At 76.8% G+C, this 18,653-nt stretch carries 17 protein-coding genes and 1 pseudogene; 9 read left to right on the plus strand and 9 right to left on the minus strand.

The annotated features are described in order from the left end of the window. Positions 1-87 precede the first annotated feature (87 nt). Positions 88-2,016, plus strand: coding sequence for an ABC transporter ATP-binding protein (locus tag FMM08_RS04735; RefSeq protein WP_147925173.1), 1,929 nt, complete (start codon positions 88-90; stop codon positions 2,014-2,016). On the opposite strand, the gene FMM08_RS04740 is transcribed toward FMM08_RS04735, so the two are convergent. From FMM08_RS04740 to FMM08_RS04750, 3 genes are all read right to left on the minus strand, one after another. Further along, on the minus strand, positions 1,991-2,950 hold the full coding sequence (locus FMM08_RS04740; RefSeq protein WP_187279540.1) for an SURF1 family cytochrome oxidase biogenesis protein: 960 nt from the start codon (positions 2,948-2,950) through the stop codon (positions 1,991-1,993). The genes FMM08_RS04735 and FMM08_RS04740 overlap by 26 nt on opposite strands. A 62-nt stretch (positions 2,951-3,012) precedes the next feature. Beyond that, positions 3,013-3,258 (minus strand): acetone carboxylase, encoded by a 246-nt coding sequence (locus FMM08_RS04745; protein WP_147925175.1) that lies wholly within the window; start codon positions 3,256-3,258, stop codon positions 3,013-3,015. A gap of 364 nt (positions 3,259-3,622) precedes the next feature. Then, positions 3,623-4,129, minus strand: coding sequence for a DUF3099 domain-containing protein (locus FMM08_RS04750; RefSeq protein ID WP_222710406.1), 507 nt, complete (start codon positions 4,127-4,129; stop codon positions 3,623-3,625). Between the two features lie 137 nt (positions 4,130-4,266). Between FMM08_RS04750 and fabG the strand changes: the two genes are divergently transcribed. The 3 genes from fabG to FMM08_RS04765 are packed head-to-tail and all read left to right on the plus strand — an operon-like array spanning position 4,267 to position 6,330. Further along, on the plus strand, positions 4,267-4,986 hold the full coding sequence (fabG, locus tag FMM08_RS04755; protein WP_147925176.1) for a 3-oxoacyl-ACP reductase FabG: 720 nt from the start codon (positions 4,267-4,269) through the stop codon (positions 4,984-4,986). After that, positions 4,986-5,765 carry an enoyl-ACP reductase FabI gene (gene fabI, locus FMM08_RS04760; RefSeq protein WP_147925177.1) on the plus strand — a complete coding sequence of 260 codons (780 nt, stop codon included), beginning with the start codon at positions 4,986-4,988 and terminating at the stop codon, positions 5,763-5,765. Before fabG ends, fabI begins: the two co-directional genes overlap by 1 nt. A 19-nt stretch (positions 5,766-5,784) precedes the next feature. Next, positions 5,785-6,330 (plus strand): SixA phosphatase family protein, encoded by a 546-nt coding sequence (locus FMM08_RS04765; protein WP_147925178.1) that lies wholly within the window; start codon positions 5,785-5,787, stop codon positions 6,328-6,330. A 35-nt stretch (positions 6,331-6,365) separates the two neighbouring features. Here the strand turns inward: FMM08_RS04765 and FMM08_RS04770 are convergent, their stop codons facing one another. Both FMM08_RS04770 and FMM08_RS04775 read right to left on the minus strand, forming a co-directional pair. Continuing rightward, a complete protein-coding gene (locus FMM08_RS04770) occupies positions 6,366-6,737 on the minus strand; it encodes an ATP-binding protein (RefSeq protein ID WP_147925179.1) in 372 nt (123 codons plus the stop codon). Between the two features lies 1 nt (position 6,738). Beyond that, entirely contained in the window at positions 6,739-7,854 is a 1,116-nt protein-coding gene (locus FMM08_RS04775) for a glutathione S-transferase family protein (protein WP_439653548.1), read from the minus strand. A 132-nt stretch (positions 7,855-7,986) separates the two neighbouring features. Between FMM08_RS04775 and FMM08_RS04780 the strand changes: the two genes are divergently transcribed. From FMM08_RS04780 to FMM08_RS04800, 5 genes are all read left to right on the plus strand, one after another. Further along, positions 7,987-8,745, plus strand: a complete 759-nt coding sequence (locus FMM08_RS04780) for a hypothetical protein (RefSeq protein ID WP_147925181.1) — start codon at positions 7,987-7,989, stop codon at positions 8,743-8,745. Between the two features lie 85 nt (positions 8,746-8,830). Then, the gene (locus FMM08_RS04785) at positions 8,831-9,643 is read left to right on the plus strand and encodes an ATP-binding cassette domain-containing protein (RefSeq protein WP_147925182.1); all 813 of its coding nucleotides are present in this window, start codon (positions 8,831-8,833) and stop codon (positions 9,641-9,643) included. A gap of 44 nt (positions 9,644-9,687) precedes the next feature. Further along, a complete protein-coding gene (locus FMM08_RS04790; protein ID WP_187279541.1) occupies positions 9,688-10,581 on the plus strand; it encodes an ABC transporter ATP-binding protein in 894 nt (297 codons plus the stop codon). A gap of 330 nt (positions 10,582-10,911) precedes the next feature. Further along, entirely contained in the window at positions 10,912-12,264 is a 1,353-nt protein-coding gene (locus FMM08_RS04795) for an ABC transporter substrate-binding protein (protein WP_369431669.1), read from the plus strand. Beyond that, positions 12,261-14,210: an ABC transporter permease subunit gene (locus tag FMM08_RS04800; protein ID WP_222710408.1), complete on the plus strand. Its 1,950-nt coding sequence runs from the start codon at positions 12,261-12,263 to the stop codon at positions 14,208-14,210. The genes FMM08_RS04795 and FMM08_RS04800 overlap by 4 nt, the downstream gene beginning before the upstream one ends. Before the next feature lie 14 nt (positions 14,211-14,224). Here FMM08_RS04800 and FMM08_RS23560 read toward each other — a convergent pair. From FMM08_RS23560 to serB, 4 genes and pseudogenes are all read right to left on the minus strand, one after another. Then, positions 14,225-15,319, minus strand: a pseudogene (locus FMM08_RS23560) (MFS transporter); the annotation flags it as partial. Positions 15,320-15,353: 34 nt separating this feature from the next. Continuing rightward, a complete protein-coding gene (locus FMM08_RS04810; protein ID WP_222710409.1) occupies positions 15,354-16,163 on the minus strand; it encodes an FAD-binding oxidoreductase in 810 nt (269 codons plus the stop codon). After that, positions 16,156-16,761 carry a sulfite oxidase-like oxidoreductase gene (locus tag FMM08_RS04815; RefSeq protein ID WP_147925185.1) on the minus strand — a complete coding sequence of 202 codons (606 nt, stop codon included), beginning with the start codon at positions 16,759-16,761 and terminating at the stop codon, positions 16,156-16,158. The genes FMM08_RS04810 and FMM08_RS04815 overlap by 8 nt, the downstream gene beginning before the upstream one ends. Beyond that, positions 16,758-18,641, minus strand: coding sequence for a phosphoserine phosphatase SerB (gene serB / locus FMM08_RS04820; RefSeq protein ID WP_147925186.1), 1,884 nt, complete (start codon positions 18,639-18,641; stop codon positions 16,758-16,760). Before serB ends, FMM08_RS04815 begins: the two co-directional genes overlap by 4 nt. Positions 18,642-18,653 lie beyond the last annotated feature (12 nt).

Genomic DNA, 18,653 nt, shown 5'->3' on the forward strand with positions numbered 1-18,653 from the left:
CCGCTCGAACAGCGTGGCGGCCCGCGTCCGGGAGACGCAGGGGGCGGACGGGAAGCACCGGCGCTCCCGGCCTGTTGACCCCCTGCGATGAGCAGCACCAGCGGCTGGGCCGCCATGCGGTCCTTCAGCCGCGACGGGTCGGTGCGCGAGCACCGCCTCGCGCCCGGGACCCTCCGCCGCGTCGCGGGCCTGGCGAGGCCCCACCGCAGGCCGCTGGCGGTCTTCACCGCGCTCGTCGTGCTGGACGGCGCTCTCGTCGCCGTGCCGCCCCTGCTGCTGCGCCACCTCATCGACGACGGCGTGCGCACCGGCGACCGCTCCGTCGTCGTCGTCCTGGCCCTGCTCGTGGCCGCCGTGGCCCTGGCCGAGGCCGGCCTGTCCCTGGTGCAGCGGTGGCTGTCGGCCCGCATCGGCGAGGGCCTCATCTACGAGCTGCGCAGCGCGGTCTTCGAGCACGTCCAGCGTCAGTCCGTCGGCTTCTTCACCCGCAGCCAGACGGGTGCGCTGGTCTCGCGCCTCAACAGCGACGTCGTCGGCGCGCAGCAGGCCTTCACCTCCACGGCGGCGGGGGTCCTGTCCAACGCGGTGACGCTCGTGGCCGTGCTGGCCGCGATGCTCGTGCTCAGCTGGCAGATCACGCTGCTGGCGCTGGTGGTGGTGCCGGCGTTCCTCCTGCCTGCGCGCAGGGTGGGCCGCCGGCTGGCGGCGCTGCGCCGCGAGGCCATGCAGCGCAACGCCGACCTGGGCGAGCGCATGACGGAGCGCTTCGGCGTGGCCGGGGCGCTGCTCGTGAAGACCTACGGCGACGACGACGACGAGTCCGCCCAGTTCCGCGCCAAGGCCGCCGCCGTCCGCGACGTGGGCGTGCGCACCGCGCTCAGCAGCCGCGTCTTCTTCGCGGGCCTGACCGCGCTCGCCGCGCTGGCGACGGCGATGGTCTACGGCGTGGGCGGGTGGCTCGCCATCAGCGGATCGGTCACCACGGGCTCGCTCGTCGCGCTGGCGGCGCTGCTGGCGCGCCTGTACGGCCCCATCACCGGCCTGGCGAACGTGCAGGTGGACGTCATGACCGCGCTGGTCTCCTTCGAGCGGGTCTTCGAGGTGCTCGACCTCGCGCCCGCCGTGCGCGACCCCGAGCGCCCGCGGCACCTGCCGGAGGGCCCGCTCGACGTGGAGCTGTGCGACGTCGTCTTCACCTACCCCGCCGTCTCGACGCTGGCGTCGCTGCAGGCTCCCAGTGCTCCCGGTGCTCCCGGTGCTGCCGGTGGCGCGGACGGTGGTGGCGGAGACGGTGCTGGCCCTGCCGCTGCGGACCCGGAGGAGCCCGTGGTGCGCGGCGTGAGCATCACGGCGGCCGCCGGGCAGGTCGTGGCGCTGGTGGGCCGCAGCGGCGCGGGGAAGACGACGCTGGCCTCCTTGGTGGCGCGCCTGCACGACGTCGACTCCGGCAGCGTGCGGGTCGGCGGCGTCGACGTGCGGGAGACCACCCAGGCCGAGCTGCGCCGCCGCGTGGGCGTGGTCAGCCAGGACGCCCACCTCTTCCACGACACCGTCCGCGCCAACCTCCTCTACGCCCGCGCCGACGCCGCCGAGGCGGACCTGTGGGACGCCCTGGCCGCGGCCCGCGCCGACGGCGTGGTGCGCGCGCTGCCGCAGGGGCTGGACACCGTGGTCGGCGAGCGGGGCCACCGCCTCTCCGGCGGCGAGAAGCAGCGCGTGGCGCTGGCGCGGCTGCTGCTGCGGGCGCCCAGCGTCGTCGTCCTCGACGAGGCCACCGCGCACCTCGACAGCTCCTCCGAGCGCGCGGTGCAGGAGGCGCTCGACGCGGCGCTGGTCGGCCGCACGAGCATCGTCATCGCCCACCGCCTGTCCACGGTCCGCAGCGCCGACCTCATCTGCGTGGTCGACGAGGGCCGCGTCGTGGAGCGCGGGCGCCACGCCGAGCTGGTCGCCCGCGGGGGCCTGTACGCCGAGCTGCACCGCACGCAGTTCAGCGACGGTCCTCTGGCTGCGTGACGGACCGCCTGACGCTCTCGGAGACACCCAGCTGCCGCTCGCTGGCGGCGCGCGCGTGGGCGAGCATCGCCTCCACGGCGGCGTCCTCGACCTCCTCGTCGGTCGGCGGCCGGTTCGGGTCGCGCACCACCAGCTCCGCACGGCGCTCGCGGCGACCCGCGGCGACGTCGGCCTCGTAGGCGGCGCGACGCATGTGGACGACCAGGAAGACCCACGCGCCGACGGCGAACAGCAGCCACTGCACGGTGTACCCGAGGTGGGGGCCCTCGTCGAGGCTGGGCTCGTCGGGCGCTGCCGGCGGGGTTGCCGAGGGGGCCGGCTGCTCGCTGCGCGCCTCGAGCTCGCCGTAGGAGGCGGTGACGAGCTGCGCAGCCGTGCCGTTCCCCGCGGACGCGCGGACCCCGGCGGCGACGGTGCCGGGCAGGTCCACGGCCTGCACCTGTCCGGGCGGCGCACTGCGCCCGTCGACCGGCTCCGAGGGCCGCAGGCGCACCACCGCGCTCACCCGGCCCGCCGGAGGGGCCGGGACGGCGGAGGGGGCGTCGGCCGTGGCCGGGTCGGGCGGCAGCCACCCCCGGTCGACGACGAGCACGCGGCCGTCGTCGAGCTGCAGGGGGACGAGGACCTCGTAGCCGTACCCGCTGTCGGCGTGCTGGCGGTGCCGCACGAGGAGGGTGGAGCCGGGGAGGTAGGTGCCGCTGACGGCCACCGGGGTCCAGGTGCTCCCCGCGGGCAGGGCGTTCGCGCCAGGAGGCACGACGGCGGACAGGGCCACCGGAGGGCGGTGGTAGTTGGCCTGCACCAGCTCGATGGCCGCCAGGCGCTCGACGCGCCGGTCCCACTGCCACCGCGCCAGCGCCAGGCACGCGAGGGTGAACAGCAGGGCGAGGGCGATCGCCCTCAGCCATCGCCGCTGCAGCAGCAGCCGGTGCACCCCTCCACGGTACGGCGCCCGGCTGGGTGGACCCTGCGCGTGCAGGACCCTCCCCGGTGGGGTCAGGCCGTGCGCGACCCGGCGAGCGGGGCGGGGGCCGAGACGGCCTCCACCTCGCGCAGGAAGCCGCGGACCTGCAGGTGCGCGGACAGGTGGTCGAGGTGCTCGGCGCAGGCGAGCCAGGTCTTGCGCCGCTCGGGGGTGTGCAGCCGCGGGTTGTTCCACAGGAGGGCGTGGGCCGCGACGGCCCGACACCCCCGTGCGCTGCAGACCAGGTCGGGCGCGGGCTCGTGCAGCTCGAAGGCCATGGCCCCATGGTCGCACCCGCCGGGGCCCCCGGGGAACCCCGGACGTCCTGCGGGTTGCCTGGGGATGAACGGCTCCCGGCTGCTCTCCGGGGGGCGCGAGCGTCGCGAGAGGGAGCACTGGGGGACCCGGGGGTGGTCGGGCGGGCGCCGGGCGGTGGGGGGCCGCCCGGCGCCAGCGCGAGCCGACGGGGGGACGTCTCGCGCCGAGAGGATCGTGCACGACAGATCTGCTGTGGCGGTGCAGGACCGGCGCGGTGTCACCCTCTTGGTGGACCCGGGGTGACGGCGCCTCGCTGGTCGGAGCAGTGCCGTCGCTCTGCGTGGTCCGCCCCGGGCAGCTCGGCCGGCCGGGTCAGTGAGCCCGTCAGCTGGCGCGGGCCTGCGGCGGGTCGTCGTCGGTGGCGGTCCCCGGCGTGGGGGGCTCGGCGCCCGCCCGCTGCGCAGGAGCCGCTGCGCCAGCGCCCGGAGCGTCCCCGGCCGCGCCCTCGCGGGCGCCGTCCACCGTCTCGCCGCGCACCACCTGCACCGGACGCAGCGCCGAGGGCTCGGCCACCGGCTGATCGCGGTGCGGGGACGGAACGTCGCGCAGGGACCTGCCCGAGCCCCAGCTCACCGGCAGGCGCTCGCGCCCGGCGTTGGCGATGAGCACCGCGACGTAGGGGAGGAAGATCGCGCCGACCGCCGCCACCCACCGCCAGGGGCTCGGGAGCACGAAGATGAGCCCGAAGCACAGCACCCGGATGCCCATCGTGATGCTGTACTTGAGCATCCGGGAGTTGATGTCCTGCTGGTGGGAGCGCCCGACGGACGTGATCGACGGGGTGGTGGAGGTGCTCCGCCGGTCCGACCTCGGGGTCTGCGTGCGAGCCACGGGTCAACCGTACGTCCGGCGTGCCGGTAGCGTGCGCCGGCGAGAGCCGGACGTCGCGCTGCTCACACCGAGCCAGCGCCGCACCGGTCGACGGGACTCGACGAGGGCCGCACGGGCCCAGGAGCAGGGGGTGGCGCGTGCCGGACGGCCGCAGCGTGCTGGTGACGGGGGCTGACCGGGGGATCGGCCGCGCGATCGCGGCCGCGTTCGTCGCCCAGGGGGACCGCGTGGTGGGCACGTACCGCACCGGGCGCCCCGAGGACGTCGCCGAGGGTGCGCTCGCCGTGCAGGCGGATGTGACCGACACCACGTCCGTCGACGCCGCCTTCTCCCGCGCCGAGGAGGCCCACGGGCCCGTCGAGGTGCTGGTCGCCAACGCCGGCGTCACCCGCGACGCCCTCCTCATGCGCGCCACCGACGACGACTTCGCCGCCGTCCTCGACACCAACCTCGGTGGCGCCCACCGGTGCGCGCGGCGCGCCGCCAAGGGCATGGTCCGCCTCAAGCGCGGCCGCATCGTGCTCATCGGCAGCGTGGTCGGCCTGTACGGCTCGCCCGGCCAGGCCAGCTACGCGGCCAGCAAGGCCGCGCTCGTGGGCCTGGCGCGCTCGCTGACGCGCGAGCTCGGCGGGCGCGGCATCACGGCGAACGTCGTGGCGCCGGGCTACATCAGCACGGCCATGACCGACGCGCTGCCCGAGGCGCAGCAGCAGGCCTACCAGAAGGCGATCCCGGCCGGCCGCTTCGGCGCGGCCGACGAGGTCGCCGGCGTCGTGGCCTTCCTGGCCTCCGACGCGGCGGGGTACATCAGCGGGGCGGTCGTCCCCGTCGACGGAGGATTGGGGATGGGTCACTGATGGCTGGACTTCTCGAGGGCAAGCGCCTGCTCGTCACGGGGGTCCTCACGGACACCTCGATGGCCTTCCACGTCGCGCGCCTCGCGCAGGAGCAGGGCGCCACCGTGGTGCTCAGCAGCTTCGGGCGCCAGATGCGCATCACCGAGGTCATCGCGCGCCGCCTGCCGCAGCCCGCGCCGGTGGTGCAGCTGGACGTCTCCAGCGCCGACGACCTGGCCGCGCTGGCCGGTCGCACCACCGAGCACCTCGGCGAGGGCGCGAAGCTGGACGGGGTCGTGCACTCCATCGGCTTCGCCCCCCAGGCCGTCATGGGCGACGGGTTCCTGTCCGCCGAGTGGAACGACGTCTCCACCGCGCTGCAGGTCTCAGCGTTCAGCCTGCAGTCGCTCGTGGTGGCCTGCCGCCCGCTGCTGGCCCCCGGCGCCGGCGTGGTCGGCCTGACCTTCGACGCCTCGCTGGCGTGGCCGGTGTACGGCTGGATGGGCGTGGCCAAGGCCGCCTTCGAGTCCGTCAGCCGCTACCTGGCCCGTGAGCTGGGCGGCGAGGGCGTGCGCTGCAACCTCGTGGCCGCCGGCCCGGTCCGCACCACCGCCGCCAAGGCGATCCCCGGCTTCGAGGCGTTCGAGAGCGTCTGGAGCGAGCGCGCGCCGCTGGCGTGGGACGTCAAGGACCCGGTGCCCCCGGCGCAGGCCTGCGTGGCGCTGCTGTCGGACTGGTTCCCCAAGACCACCGGCGAGATCGTCCACGTGGACGGCGGCGTGCACGCCGTCGGCGCCTGACGGCTCCGAGCGGTCTGGCGTGAGCGGGCTGGGAGCACGTCCGACCGAGCCGGACGTCCCGCTGCACCGGCTGGTGCTCGTGCGGCACGGCAAGGCCGTCGTCGACGCCCCTGACGGCACTGACCACTCCCGGGCCCTCGCACCGCGAGGCGCCAGCCAGGCGGCCTCCACGGCCGCCTGGCTGGCCGAGCACGGGCTGGGCTCTCCCGACCTCGTGCTCGTCTCCTCCGCCCAGCGCACCGCGCAGACGTGGGAGGCGATGGCGCCGGCGCTGCACCCGGGGACGGTCCGCGAGGAGCCGGACCTGTACGACACCTCGTCCCGGGCGCTGGTCCACCTCGTGGCCGCCACGCCCGAGGAGGTGGGTGTGCTGGTCCTCGTCGGGCACGAGCCCGTGGTCTCGGGCGCTGCCTCCGCGCTGGCCGGCGAGGGCTCCGACGGCCGGCTGGTCGCACAGGTGCGGGCCGGGGTGAGCACCGGCTCCGCCGTCGTCCTCGAGGTGGACCACGAGTGGGCCGACCTGCAGCAGGGGTCCGCGCGCCTGGTGGCGCTCCACACCCCTTGACGACCCCCTGGCGCGGCGGCCGCGGACGCGGTCGCTCAGCCGTCGCGCAGGTGCGCCCAGACCACCTTGCCGCCGGGCACCCGCTCCACGTGCCAGCGCACGGCGAGGGTGGCCACCACGAGCATGCCCCGGCCGCCGCCGTCGTAGGGGTCGACCAGCTCGGGGTCCACGGGGGAGGTGTCACGCACCCCCACGGACGCCGACGTCGCGTCGGCCTCCAGCAGCAGCTCCAGCGGACCGGGCGCGTGCCGCACCGCGTTGGTGACCAGCTCGGAGACGACCAGCACCACGGACTCGGTCAGCGCGGGCCCGGTCCCCGCCCGTGCGAGGTGCTCCACGGCGGCGAAGCGCCCGAGCCGCGCCGACGCCGGTTCGGGCGCCAGCACGAGGGTGCGGCGCAGCCCCACGTCAGCCCAGCGGCGTCGCCGAGGACGGCACGCGCTCGGCGGGGCGCACCGGCGGCGGGGGCGTCCCGTCGCCGAAGGGCCGCCCGCCCAGCTGCTCGCGGTGGTGCGGCTCGAGCCAGCCGGACAGGTCGGGGCCCTTCGGCACGATGCCCGAGGGGTTGATGTCGCGGTGCACCCGGTAGTAGTGCGCCTTGATCTGCTCGAAGTCGGTGGTGTCCCCGAAGCCGGGGGTGGTGAACAGGTCCCGCGCGTAGGCCCACAGCGCCGGCAGCTCCGAGAGCTTGTTCCGGTTGCACTTGAAGTGGCCGTGGTAGACGGCGTCGAAGCGGGCCAGCGTGGTGAACAGGCGCACGTCGGCCTCGGTGATGGTGTCGCCGACGAGGTAGCGCTGGGTGGTCAGGCGCTCCTCCAGGGTGTCCAGGGCCGCGAAGAGCCGGTCGTGCGCGGCGTCGTAGGCGTCCTGCGAGCCCGCGAAGCCCGCGCGGTACACGCCGTTGTTGACCTCCGTGTAGACGTGGCGCATGACGGAGTCCAGCTCGTCGCGCAGGTGCTCGGGGTAGAGGTCCGGCGCGCCGTCGCGGTGGTGCTCGGTCCACTCGGTCGACAGGTCGAGCGTCATCTGCGCGAAGTCGTTGGTGACGACCGCCCTGGTGGGCACGTCGACCAGCGCCGGCACCGTGATGCCGCGCGGGTAGTCCGGGAAGCGCGCGAAGTAGGCCTCCTGGAGGCGCTCGTACCCGAGCACCGGGTCCCGCCCGCCCTCGTCGAGGTCGAAGGTCCAGCTGCGCTCGTCGTGGGTGGGGCCGCACAGCCCCAGGGAGATCGCGTCCTCCAGGCCGAGCAGGCGGCGCACGATGATGGCGCGGTTGGCCCACGGGCAGGCGCGTGCCGCCACGAGCCGGTAGCGGCCCGCCTCCACGGGCCACAGCTGCGCCCCCGCGCGACCCTCCACGGGGTCCGACCCCGCGCCGCCGGTGTCGCGCACCACCCGGTCGGTGATGTAGCGGGTGTCGCGCGTGAACCCCTGGCCGGGCTTCGAGTAGACCCCTGGCGTCGAGTGCTCGGAGTGCTCGGAGTTCTCGGCGCTGTCGTCGGCGGGGCTGCTGCTCACGGCCAGACCCTAGGCGGGGCGCCGGCGGTGCGCCTCCAGGGAGTCGCCCGCTCGGACTGCCGCCGGCCCCCGCGCGGGTGCACCATGGACGAGCACGTCAGACGAGCAAGCCCCAGACCTCGAGCGCGGAGGTGGCCCGTGAGCACGGGTTCGCTGCCAGGTCCCGCGCCGCACGCCGCGGCGCCCGACGTCCTGCCGGTCCTGTCGGCGGGGCGGCACCGCAGCCCGAGGGGCGGTGCCTGCTTCATGGAGATGGCCTCGTTCCTGGCGGGGGAGCGGTGGAGCGACCACCCCTCCTGCACCGACCCCCTGCTCGCGACGGCCGCGCGCTGCATCAACGACCGCACCAGCGACGCCGCCCGGCCCCGCCTGGGCGCGCTGGTCCCCGACGTCGTCGGCCTGACCAGCGCCGACCCGCACCTGCCGCCGCGGCTCGTGCGCGTCGCCGCGGCCCACGCGCTGCCGGTGGCCGCTGAGCCTCGCCAGCGGGTGCTCGCCGTGGCCGTGCTGACCTGCGACGGCGTGCTAGCCCAGCTCGACGGTCGCGACGAGGGGCGCCTGGACCCGGCCACCGAGGCAGCGCTGCGCCGCGCCCCCGGCGCCGAGAGCTGGGCACGCCGCTTCGTGGAGGAGAACCGCCCGCGCCGCCGGGGGCGCCCCGGGGCCCGGTCGCGCGAGTTCGCCCGGCGCACGGCGCCGCAGCTGCTGGCGCTCGCGGTGGGGGCGCTGGCGGACACCCGCCGCGCCGACGTCGACGACCGCCTCCACGCGATGCTCGTCGACCTGGTGGCCGTGGCCCGCCAGCACGCCGACGGCGTGGACGGCGGCGGCCGGCTGGCCGGGCCCGAGGCGGCGCAGCGCTGGGCAGCGGCCCTGGCGCTCACGGGGGTCCGCTGACGCGGGCGGGCCGGCGGGTCGGCGGGCCGGCGGGGGACCGCCACCCCGGTGATCAGCACGGAATGAGAACCGTTACTGTTTCCCTGTGGAGGTGCTGCGGGTCCGTGGACTGACGGCCTCTTCCGACGGTCGCGCGCTGCTGCGCGGCGTCGACCTGGACGTGCTCGCAGCGGGCTCGCCGGGTGCCCGCACCGCGGTGGTCGGCGCGTCCGGATCCGGCAAGTCCCTCACCGCGTCCGCCGTGCTGGGGAGGGTCCCCCGAGGCGTGCGCGTCCGCGGGTCGGTGCGGGTCTGCGGACAGGAGGTCCTCGCCGTCCCGCCCCAGCGCCGCGACGGCGGGAGCCGACCGAGCAGCGTCGGACAGGACCCCTCGCGCGCCCTGCACCCGCTGGTCGCCGTGGGAGCCCAGGTCGCCGCGCCCCTGCGGGCGCTGGGGCGCGGTCGACGCGCCGCCCACCGCGAGGCCCTCGAGCTGCTCGCCGCCGTGGGCCTGCCCGGAGCCCGCACCGCCGCCGCCCGGCCCGCTGAGCTCTCCGGCGGCCAGCGCCAGCGGGTCTGCCTCGCCGTGGCGCTCGCCCGCCCCGGGCCGCTGCTCGTGGCGGACGAGCCCACCACCGCCCTCGACGTCGTCACGCAGACCGGTGTGGTGGAGCTCCTGCGCGAGCGCACGGGCGGCCCGGGGCAGCCCGCGCTCCTCTTCATCACCCACGACCTCGCCGTCGCCGCCGCGCTGTGCGACCGCGTGGTGGTGCTCCAGGACGGACGCGCTGCCGAGACCACCGGGGCCGCGCAGCTGCTCTCCGGAGCCAGCAGCGCTGCGGGACGAGGCCTGGTGGCCGCGGCGCGGCGCGCGGAGCGGGCGCTGCCGCCGCTCGCGCTGGCGGGCGGCTCCCGATGACCGGTGCGATGACTGGGACGGAGGCCGGGCCCACGAACGGCCGGGTGCCTGGTCTCGTGCTCAGCGCGCGCGGGCTGGTGCACCGGTACCGCACCCCTGCCGGCCTGCGGACCGTGCTGGACGGGGTCGACCTGGACGTCCGGGAGGGGGAGTCGCTCGCGCTCCTCGGGCGCTCCGGTGCGGGCAAGTCGACCCTCCTGCGGGTGCTGCTCGCACTGGAGGCCCCCGACGCCGGCACCGTCAGCGCGCTCAGCCCCGACGGCGCCGTCGACCCGGTGCACGACGCGGTGGAGGGTGCGGCGCTGAGGCCGGTCAGGCCCCACTGGCGCAGCGGCGCCCTGCGCTGGTACCGGCGGCTGGTCCAGCACGTCCCGCAGGACAGCGCCGCCAGCCTCGACCCCCGGCTGACCGCGCTGCAGGCCGTCGAGCAGCCGCTGGTGAGGCTGGGCCTGCACCGGGCTGGCAGCTCAGCGGCCCGTGAGCGCGCCGCGGAGTGCCTCGAGGACGTCGGAGTGGGCGCCGTGCTCCACGGCCACCGGCCCCGCCAGCTCTCCGGGGGCCAGGCCCAGCGCGTCGCGATCGCCCGGGCCCTGGCCCCCCGGCCCGCGCTCGTCCTGGCCGATGAACCCGTCAGCGGACTCGACGCCCCCCTGCGGGCGCACGTCCTCGACGCGCTCGCGCGGGCCCGGCGCACCACCACCCTCGTGGTGGTCAGCCACGACCTCGCCGCCGTCGCGGCCCTGTGCGAGCGCACCGCCGTCGTCCACGCCGGTCGCCTCGTGGAGGACCGCCTCACGCGCGACGTCCTCACCGACCCGCGCCACGAGGCCGCTCGCGAGCTCGTCGACGCGCTGCCGCGCCTGCCGTCGTCGTCCGCGCCGCTCCCGTCGTCCGCGCCGCTCCCGTCGTCCCGCGAGGACAGCCCGCACCTCACCTGAGCCCGGCGCTCCCGCCGCCGGTGCCGCCGACCAGCACCACCCACCCTGGAGGACCCCGTGCCACGCTCCCCCCTGCCCTCTCGCGCCCCCTCCGAGCTGCCCGGACACCGGCGCCCGCTGCGCGCCCCGCGCCGGCTGGCCCTGCGCCTGGCCGTCCCCGCGGCCGGGGTGCTGCTGCTCACGGGGTGCTTCGCCGGCTCGGCCGGCAGCTCCGACGACGGGGCGGGCGCCGCGGGCAGCACCGCGGCCCCCGGCGACGCCCGCATCCGCATCGCCCACCTGCAGCCGCCCCGCTCCGGCTTCTCCACGATCACCGACGACGCCTTCAAGATGGCGCGCTGGTCGAACGTCGAGACGCTGGTCACCCTCGACGAGGACGGCGACGCGCAGCCCCTGCTCGCCACCGCCTGGCAGCAGGTGGACGACACCACCTGGCGCTTCACCGTCCGCCAGGGCGTGCAGTTCCACGACGGGCAGGCGCTCACCGCCGCCGCCGTCGTCGGTTCCCTGACCGCGGCGGCCTCCGCGTCCCCTCCCCCGCGCATCCTCGACGGCGTGGGGCTGACCGCCGAGGTGGACCCGGCCGCCCCCGACGAGGCCGTGCTCGTGCGGACCACCGGTGCCGACCCGCTCCTGCCGCAGCGCCTCTCCAGCCCCCAGCTGGCGATCATGTCCCCGGCCGCCTACTCCACCGACGGCTCCGGGACCACGGTGGTCGACCCGGTCCGCCACGCCACCGGGCCGTTCGTGCTGACCGCCGTCAACGGCACCTCGAGCGCCACCCTGGACCGCTTCGACGGCTACTGGGGCCAGAAGGCGGCCGCCGCGGGCATCGACGCGGCGTTCGTGCCGGACGGCACCGCGCGCGCCGCCGCGCTGCGCACGGGCACCGCGGACCTCGTCGAGGCCGTCCCCGCGGGCCAGGCCTCCCTGCTCGACCCGGCCCTGCTGCACGAGGTGAAGATGCCCCGCACCAACACCCTGTACCTGAACACCTCCCGCGGCGCCTTCGCCGACCCGGCGGTGCGCGCCGCGGCGCGCGCGGCGATCGACCCGCAGAAGATCGTCGACACCGTCTACGAGGGCCGCGCCGACGCCGCGCAGGGCCTGCTCGGCCCGGCGCTGCCGTGGACGGCGGACCGCCCGCAGCGCACCCCCGTGGCCGCGCCGGCCGGCGCCGCGACCGGGAGGACCATCACCATCGGCACCTTCACCGACCGCGCCGAGCTCCCCGAGGTGGCGGTGCAGCTGCAGGCCCAGCTCGAGGCCGCCGGGTTCACGGTGCGGCAGGACGTGCGCGAGTACGCCCAGATCGAGGCCGACGCCCTGGCGGGGACGTTCGACGCCTTCATCCTGTCGCGGGCCACGGTGCTCGACTCCGGTGACCCGGTGGCCTACCTGGCCAGCGACTTCAGCTGCGAGGGCTCCTTCAACATCTCGCAGTTCTGCGACCCCGGCGTCGACGCCGCCATCGCCGAGGCCTCGGCCACGCCCGCCGGCCCCGAGCGCCGCGCGGCCGTGCTGGCCGCCGAGAAGCTCATCCTCGACGCCGACGCCGCGGTGCCGATGCTCCACGAGCGCGTGCTCCAGGGCGAGCAGCCGGGGGTGGCGGACGCCGCGCGCGACCCGCGCGAGCGCGCCCTGGTCACCACCCGCACGACGGTCGGGGCCACCGCGTCGTGAGGCGTGTCCAGGGCGCTCTGTCCTCCGGCGCGCTGGCCTCCGGTGCGCTGGTCGGCGTCTCGCGCCTGGGGGCGCTGGCGGCGGCGCTCGTCGTCGTCGGCGCCCTCCCGTGGCTGTCGGGGCGCGACCCCGCGCTGACCGTGCTGCGGGCCCGGTCCGAGGAGCAGGTGGCCACTCCCGAGGCGCTCGCGTCCGTGCGGGAGGACCTCGGCCTGGCCCCCACCGCCGGGGGCCAGCTCCTGCGGTGGGCGTCCGGGGTGGCCCGCGGAGACCTGGGTGACTCCTGGGTCAGCGGCCGGCCCGTGCTGCCCGACGTGATCAGCGGGCTCGCGGTGTCCCTGACGCTCATGGGCTTCGCGATCGCGGTGGCCGCGGTGGTCGCTGCCGCCCTGGTGGCCCCGGCGCTGCGGGCAGCCGTGCGCGGGGACTCGCGCCGCAGCGGCGGTGCTGCTGCCGCGCTGCTGACCTCCCTGCCGGAGTTCCTGCTGGCCACGGCCCTGCTGGTGGTGCTCGCCGTGCAGCTGCGCTGGCTGCCGCCCTACGGCTGGGAGGGACCCCAGCACGCGGTGCTGCCGGCGCTGGCCCTCGGCCTGCCCGCGGGCGGCCTGCTCGGCCGCCTCCTCTCCGACGCCGTCAGCTCCGCCGCCGCCGAGCCCTGGGCGGCGACGTGGGCGACCGCGGGCACCACCCGGGCCCGCCTGGCGGGCGGCCTCCTGCTGCGCGCCGTGCCGGGCGTCGCCCCGCAGGTCGGCATGGTGCTCGTGGGACTGGCCGGTGGCGCCGTGGCCGTCGAGCGGATCTTCGCCGTCCCCGGCATCGGCCGCACCAGCCTGGGGGCCGCCGGCGCGCAGGACGCGCCGCTGCTGCAGGGGTGCGTCCTGGCGCTGCTCGTGGTGGGTGTCGCCTGCGGCGCCGGCGCGGCACTGCTGCGCCGCCTGGTGCTGGGACGGGCGCTGCGGACCGCGGGGCTGTCCGTGGCCGAGCCCGAGGCCGCACACGGCTGGGGCGCCCGCACGGTCCCCGTGGTCTGCGCCGTGCTGCTCGTCGGCACCACGGTGGCCGGGCTGCTGCGCGACCCCTACGCCCCCGAGCACTCCCGGCTGGCACCGCCGAGCCTCGCGCTGCCGCTGGGCGCTGACGCCTCCGGGAGGGACCTCCTGGCCCGCGTCGGGCACGGAGCCGCCTCGACCATCGGCACCGCGGTGCTCGTCTGCGCGCTCGCCGCGGCCGTCGGCATCGCCGCCGGGCTGCTGCCACGCCTGTCCACCGGCCCCGTCGAGGTGGCCAACGCCGCCCCGCCGGTGCTCGCCGGTCTCGTCACCGCCGCGGTCCTCGGGCCGAGCTCGCTCGGGGCGGCGGTCGCCGTGCTGGCCGTCTCCTGGGCCCCGCTGGCAGCGCACACCGCCGCGCTGGTCACCGAGGCCCGCGCCCAGCCGCACGTGCGCGTGATGCCGCTGCTGGGGGTGGGTCGGGCCCGCCTCCTCCTCGTCCACGTGCTGCCGGACGTGCTGCCCCCCGTGCTGCGCCACGCGGCGCTGCGCCTGCCGGGCGTCGCGCTGGCGCTGGCGTCGCTGGGGTTCCTGGGCCTCGGGCCGCAGCCGCCGGCCCCCGGCTGGGGCCTCGTGCTGGCGGAGGGGATGCCCTACGTGGAGCGGGCGCCCTGGGCCGTGCTCGCCCCGGCCGCCTCCCTCGTCGCGCTGTCCGTCCTGGCCGTGACCCTGTCGTCCCTGGGCGGCTCGTCGACGGGCGGCGCCTCGGCGGGCTCGCTCCGCAGGTGGCGTCGCACGCCCGCCACGAGCCCGGCGCTGAGCAGCGGGAACGACGCCAGCAGCAGCCAGGGGAGCGCTCTGGCCGGGCCGGTCGGGTCGGAGGCGTCCACCACGGAGCCCACCAGCCAGCTGCCCAGCAGCACGGCCACGCCGCCGCAGGTCGAGACCAGGCCGTAGCGCGCGCCGAGGTCGCGGGCGGGGGAGAGCGCCGCGACCACGTCCCGGCCGACCGGCATGAGCAGCACCTGCCCGGCCGTCACGAGCACCACCAGGGCGGCGGCTCCGGCCAGCGCCGCGGTGGCCCCGCCCACCTGGCGGGAGGCGGCACCCGCCAGGACCGCGGCCACCAGCAGGCCGTGGCCGACCAGTAGTGCGGTCGGTGCTGTCCAGCGGTGGGAGGTCCACCGCAGCACGGGCATCTGCCCGACCACGACGAGCGCCGCGGAGGCCGCGAAGAGCACGCCGACGGCCACGTCGGCGGTGTCCCGCGGCACGCCCGCGCGGTCCAGCTCCAGCGGCAGCGTGAGGTAGAGCTGGTTGTAGACCACGAGGTAGCCGGCCTGCGCCAGCGCCACGGCGAGGAAGACCGGCTCGCGCAGCGCCGCTGCCACCCCCGCCACCAGCGGCGGACGCTGCTCGTCGTCGGCCCCGCCGGCCCCGCCGGCCCTGCCGGTCCCTCTGTCGGAAGCTCCGGCGCGGCGGGGCAGCAGCCGCCAGTGACCCACCAGGACGACGACGAACACCGCGGCCGCGACGAGGCAGGTGACCCGGAAGCCGACGAGGAGCAGAGCCGACCCGAGCACCGGCCCGGCCAGCGCGCCGACCTGGCCGGCCACCGAGAACAGGCCGAACGCCTCGCGCCGGTCGAGGCCCGCCCCGGGCGTCCCGGCGGCGCGCGCCAGCTCGGACTCGACGGCGGGGGAGAACATCGCCGCGGCGACGCCGGTGAGCAGGGCACCGGCGATGACGCCGGTGGCGCTCGTCGTCGTCCCCAGGAGCACGAAGCCGACCACGCGCACGGCGCAGCCGGTGAGCACGAGGGGACGGGGGCCGAACCTGTCCGCCAGGACCCCGCCCACCACGAACAGCCCCTGCTGGCTGGCGGTCCGCAGCCCCAGCACGAGGGCCACCGTGCCGGCGGCGAGGGCCAGGTCGCTCGCGAGGTGCACGGCGAGGAAGGGGAGCACGAGGTAGAAGCCGGTGTTGAAGGCGAGCTGGCTGAGCACCAGCAGGCGCACCAGCGGGCTGGCGCGGCGCAGCAGCTGGACGCTCGACATGAGAACCATCCTCACCTACGAGCGAGGGTGAGGAGGGGGCGGGTCAGGAGGGGCCGAAGCGCTCCACGCGGATGGACTCCGCGGGCACGCCGACCTCCACCAGCAGCTGCTCGGCCGCCGTCGTGAAGGGCGTGGACCCGCACAGGAACACGTCGGCACCCGGGCCACCACTGGCGCGCAGCGCACCGAGGCGGTCGGCGGCCGGCAGCAGGTCGTCGGCGCGCAGGCGGCCGGCGGGGCGACCGCTGGCGTCGTCGTCCTCGCGGGACAGCACCGCGGTGGTGAGGTCGGCGAAGGCGCCGGTGAGCTCGCCGGAGTAGAAGAGCTCCTCGCGCGTGCGCGCCGCAGCGACCAGGTGCACGGGCGCGCTGTCGCGACCTGCGACCAGGCGAGCCGCGCGAGACCGCAGCACGCACACCAGCGGAACCAGACCCGAGCCGCCACCCACGAGCAGCGCCGGTCGGTCACCGCGCCACACGAACCAGCCGCCGAACGGTCCGCGGACCTCCAGCGGATCACCGACCGCGACGTGCTCGTGCAGGTAGCCCGACACCTCGCCGTCCGGGAGCCTGTCGACCGTCAGCTCCACCACGCCCGGGTCCTCCGGGGGGCTCGCGACGCTGTACGAGCGCTGCGCGCGGTAGCCGTCGGGCGCGGTGAGGCGCACGAGGTAGTTCTGCCCGGGCAGGTGGGGCTGCCACTGCTCCAGCTGCACGCGGAACGTCTTCGCGTGCGGCGTCTCCTGGCGGACCTCGGTGACGGTGCCGGTCTGCCACGGGCGCTTGGCGCCGGTCGGGGGCACGCGGCGCCGCGGGGAGTCGAGCTGCGGCAGCTCGGGGAGCGCATCAGTCACCGGCGTACCGCTGCTCGGCCCACGGCTCGCCGCGGTCGTGGTACCCGTTGCGCTCCCAGAAGCCCGGCTCGTCGTGGTCGAGCAGGCGCAGCCCGGCGACCCACTTGGTGGACTTCCAGAAGTACAGGTGCGGCACGAGCATCCGCACCGGTCCGCCGTGCTCGGCGGTCAGCGGCGCCCCCTCGTGCTCCCACACGAGCCACGCCTTCCCGCCGGTCACGTCCGCCAGGGGCAGGTTGGTGGTGTAGCCGCTGCTGCTCCACGCCAGCACGTGCGTGGCGCTGGGCAGCACCTCGACCTGGTCCAGCAGCGCGTCGAGGCTGACCCCGGTGAAGCTGGTCCCCAGCTTGCTCCAGGTGGTGACGCAGTGGATGTCGCCCTCGTAGGACGACGACGGCAGCGCGTGCACGTCGTCCCAGGTCCACGTGCGGGGTGCGGTGACCTCGCCGTCCACCCGGAAGGTCCACGTGCCGGTGCTGACGTTCGGCGTCGCCTCGGCGGTCAGCACCGGCCAGGAGCTGCCCACGTCGTACTGGCCGGGAGGCAGCCGGGGGTCGCGGCCGCGCCGCCCGGTGAAGCCTGTGCTGGAGGTGCTCACGCGCCCATCCCAGCAGCCCCTGAGCGGCACGTCGAGGCGGAGGTGGCCGTCGAGCCGTCGCCGACCCGGGCCAGCCGGTAGACCACGTGGTCGCGCGGGTCGAGGGGGTTGTCAGGAGTCATCTCACCTGCGGCGGCCCGCTCGAAGCCGGCCTTCTCCAGCGCCCGCCAGGAGGCGCGGTTGCCCAGCGGCACGGAGACCAGGACCTCGGGCGCGTCGGGGTGGCGCACGAGGCCCTCCGCCGCGGCCGCCGCGATGACGGCGACGCCCAGGCCCCGTCCCTGCAGGTCGGGCTCGCCGATGAGGTAGTCGATCCCCAGCGCCCCGGCCGGCACGGGCAGCAGGGCCTCCAGCGCCGCGCGGCTGGCGGGCTCGTCGTCGTAGCGGTAGGTCTGCACGAAGCCGAACGCGCGGCCCCCGGCCGTCAGCGCCAGCGCCAGGGAGATGGGGTCGGTGCCGTCGATGCCGGGCCCGTAGTCGCGCTCGAGGGCCTCGGGCGTGTGCTCGTCCGGCCACCACCGGGCGACGCGCGGCTCGTCGAGCCAGCGGCCCAGCAGGGGGAGGTCCTCCCGGCGCAGCGGGCGCAGCGCCACCGCGCCCTGCAGGTCAGCAGCGTGCTCGCCGGCCCCCGCGCCGCCGCTGACGGGACGCCGCACCTCGTCGGCCTCCTCGCGGCTGATGCCCAGCAGGTGCAGCACGCTGTCGAGGTAGGGGTTGTTGAGCGACGCGTCCGCCTGCTCGCGCACGAGCGGCTTGGCGTTGAACGCCACGCCCAGCCCCGCGGCGGCGATCATGTCGAGGTCGTTGGCGCCGTCGCCGACGGCCACCGTGCGGTCCAGGTCGAGCCCCTCGGCGCGGGCGAACTCGCGGAGCGCCGTCGCCTTGCCGGCCCGGTCGACCACGTCACCCAGGACCCGGCCCGTGAGCCGGCCGTCGACGACCTCCAGGCGGTTGGCGCGCACCCGGGCGATGCCCAGGCTCGCCGCCAGCGGCTCCACCACCTCGGCGAACCCGCCCGAGACCAGCGCCATGACGAACCCGAGCCGCTGCAGCACCGAGCACAGCACCTCCGCGCCCGGCGTCAGCCGCACCGCGGCGCGCACCTCGGCGAGGATGCGGGCGTCGAGCCCCGCGAGGGCCTTGACGCGCTCGTGCAGCGACTCCGCGAAGTCGAGCTCGCCGCGCATCGCCCGCTCGGTGACCTCCGCCACCGCGCGCTGCGCCTCCGGGCCGGCGTGCGCCGCGATGAGCTCGATCACCTCGTCCTGGATGAGCGTCGAGTCGACGTCGAGCACCACCAGCCGCCGCCCGTGCCGCACCAGCCCCGCCGGTGAGACGGCCACGTCCACCCCGGCGCTCGCGGCGACGGCGGCGAGGTCGCGGCGCAGCGCGGCCGGCTCGGCGCCCCGCACGTCGAGCTCCAGGCAGGTGACGGGGTGGTCGGGGGTGGCGGTGGCGAGGCTGCGGACGGCGTCGATCGACGCGCCCGCGTCGGCGACGGTGCCGGCCACCAGCGCCAGCTGCTCGGGTCGCAGGGGCGCAGCCAGCACCGTGACGTGCGAGCGGGGACCGCTCGGGACGACGACGCCGGCGGCCGGGTCGTCGCTGCTGCCGCCGGGGGTGGTGGTGACCTCGAGGTCGAAGGGGGCGGCGGCGGCGCGCAGCGCCCGCTCCAGCTCGGCCGCGCGGTCGTCGTCACCGGTGCTGGACGGTCCGCGCGTGGTGAGCAGCGCGAGCGTGAGGTGGCCGCGGACCACGTGCTGCTCGACGTCGAGCACCTCCAGGCCGCGGCCGGCCAGCGCCCCCAGCACCGCAGCGGTGACGCCGGGCCTGTCGGTGCCGGTGAGGGTCGCGAGCAGGGTGCTGGGGCTCTTCGGCACGGCTGAACGCTA

The organism is Quadrisphaera setariae (assembly GCF_008041935.1).
GTDB classification, from domain to species: Bacteria; Actinomycetota; Actinomycetes; order Actinomycetales; family Quadrisphaeraceae; genus Quadrisphaera; species Quadrisphaera setariae.

Excerpts from the sequence above, each read along its gene's own strand:
- FMM08_RS04735 (WP_147925173.1), top strand. The coding sequence starts at position 88 with ATGAGCAGCACCAGCGGCTGGGCCGCCATGCGGTCCTTCAGCCGCGAC.
- FMM08_RS04745 (WP_147925175.1), bottom strand. The coding sequence starts at position 3,258 with ATGGCCTTCGAGCTGCACGAGCCCGCGCCCGACCTGGTCTGCAGCGCA.
- fabI (WP_147925177.1), top strand. The coding sequence starts at position 4,986 with ATGGCTGGACTTCTCGAGGGCAAGCGCCTGCTCGTCACGGGGGTCCTC.
- FMM08_RS04795 (WP_369431669.1), top strand. The coding sequence starts at position 10,912 with ATGGCGCGCTGGTCGAACGTCGAGACGCTGGTCACCCTCGACGAGGAC.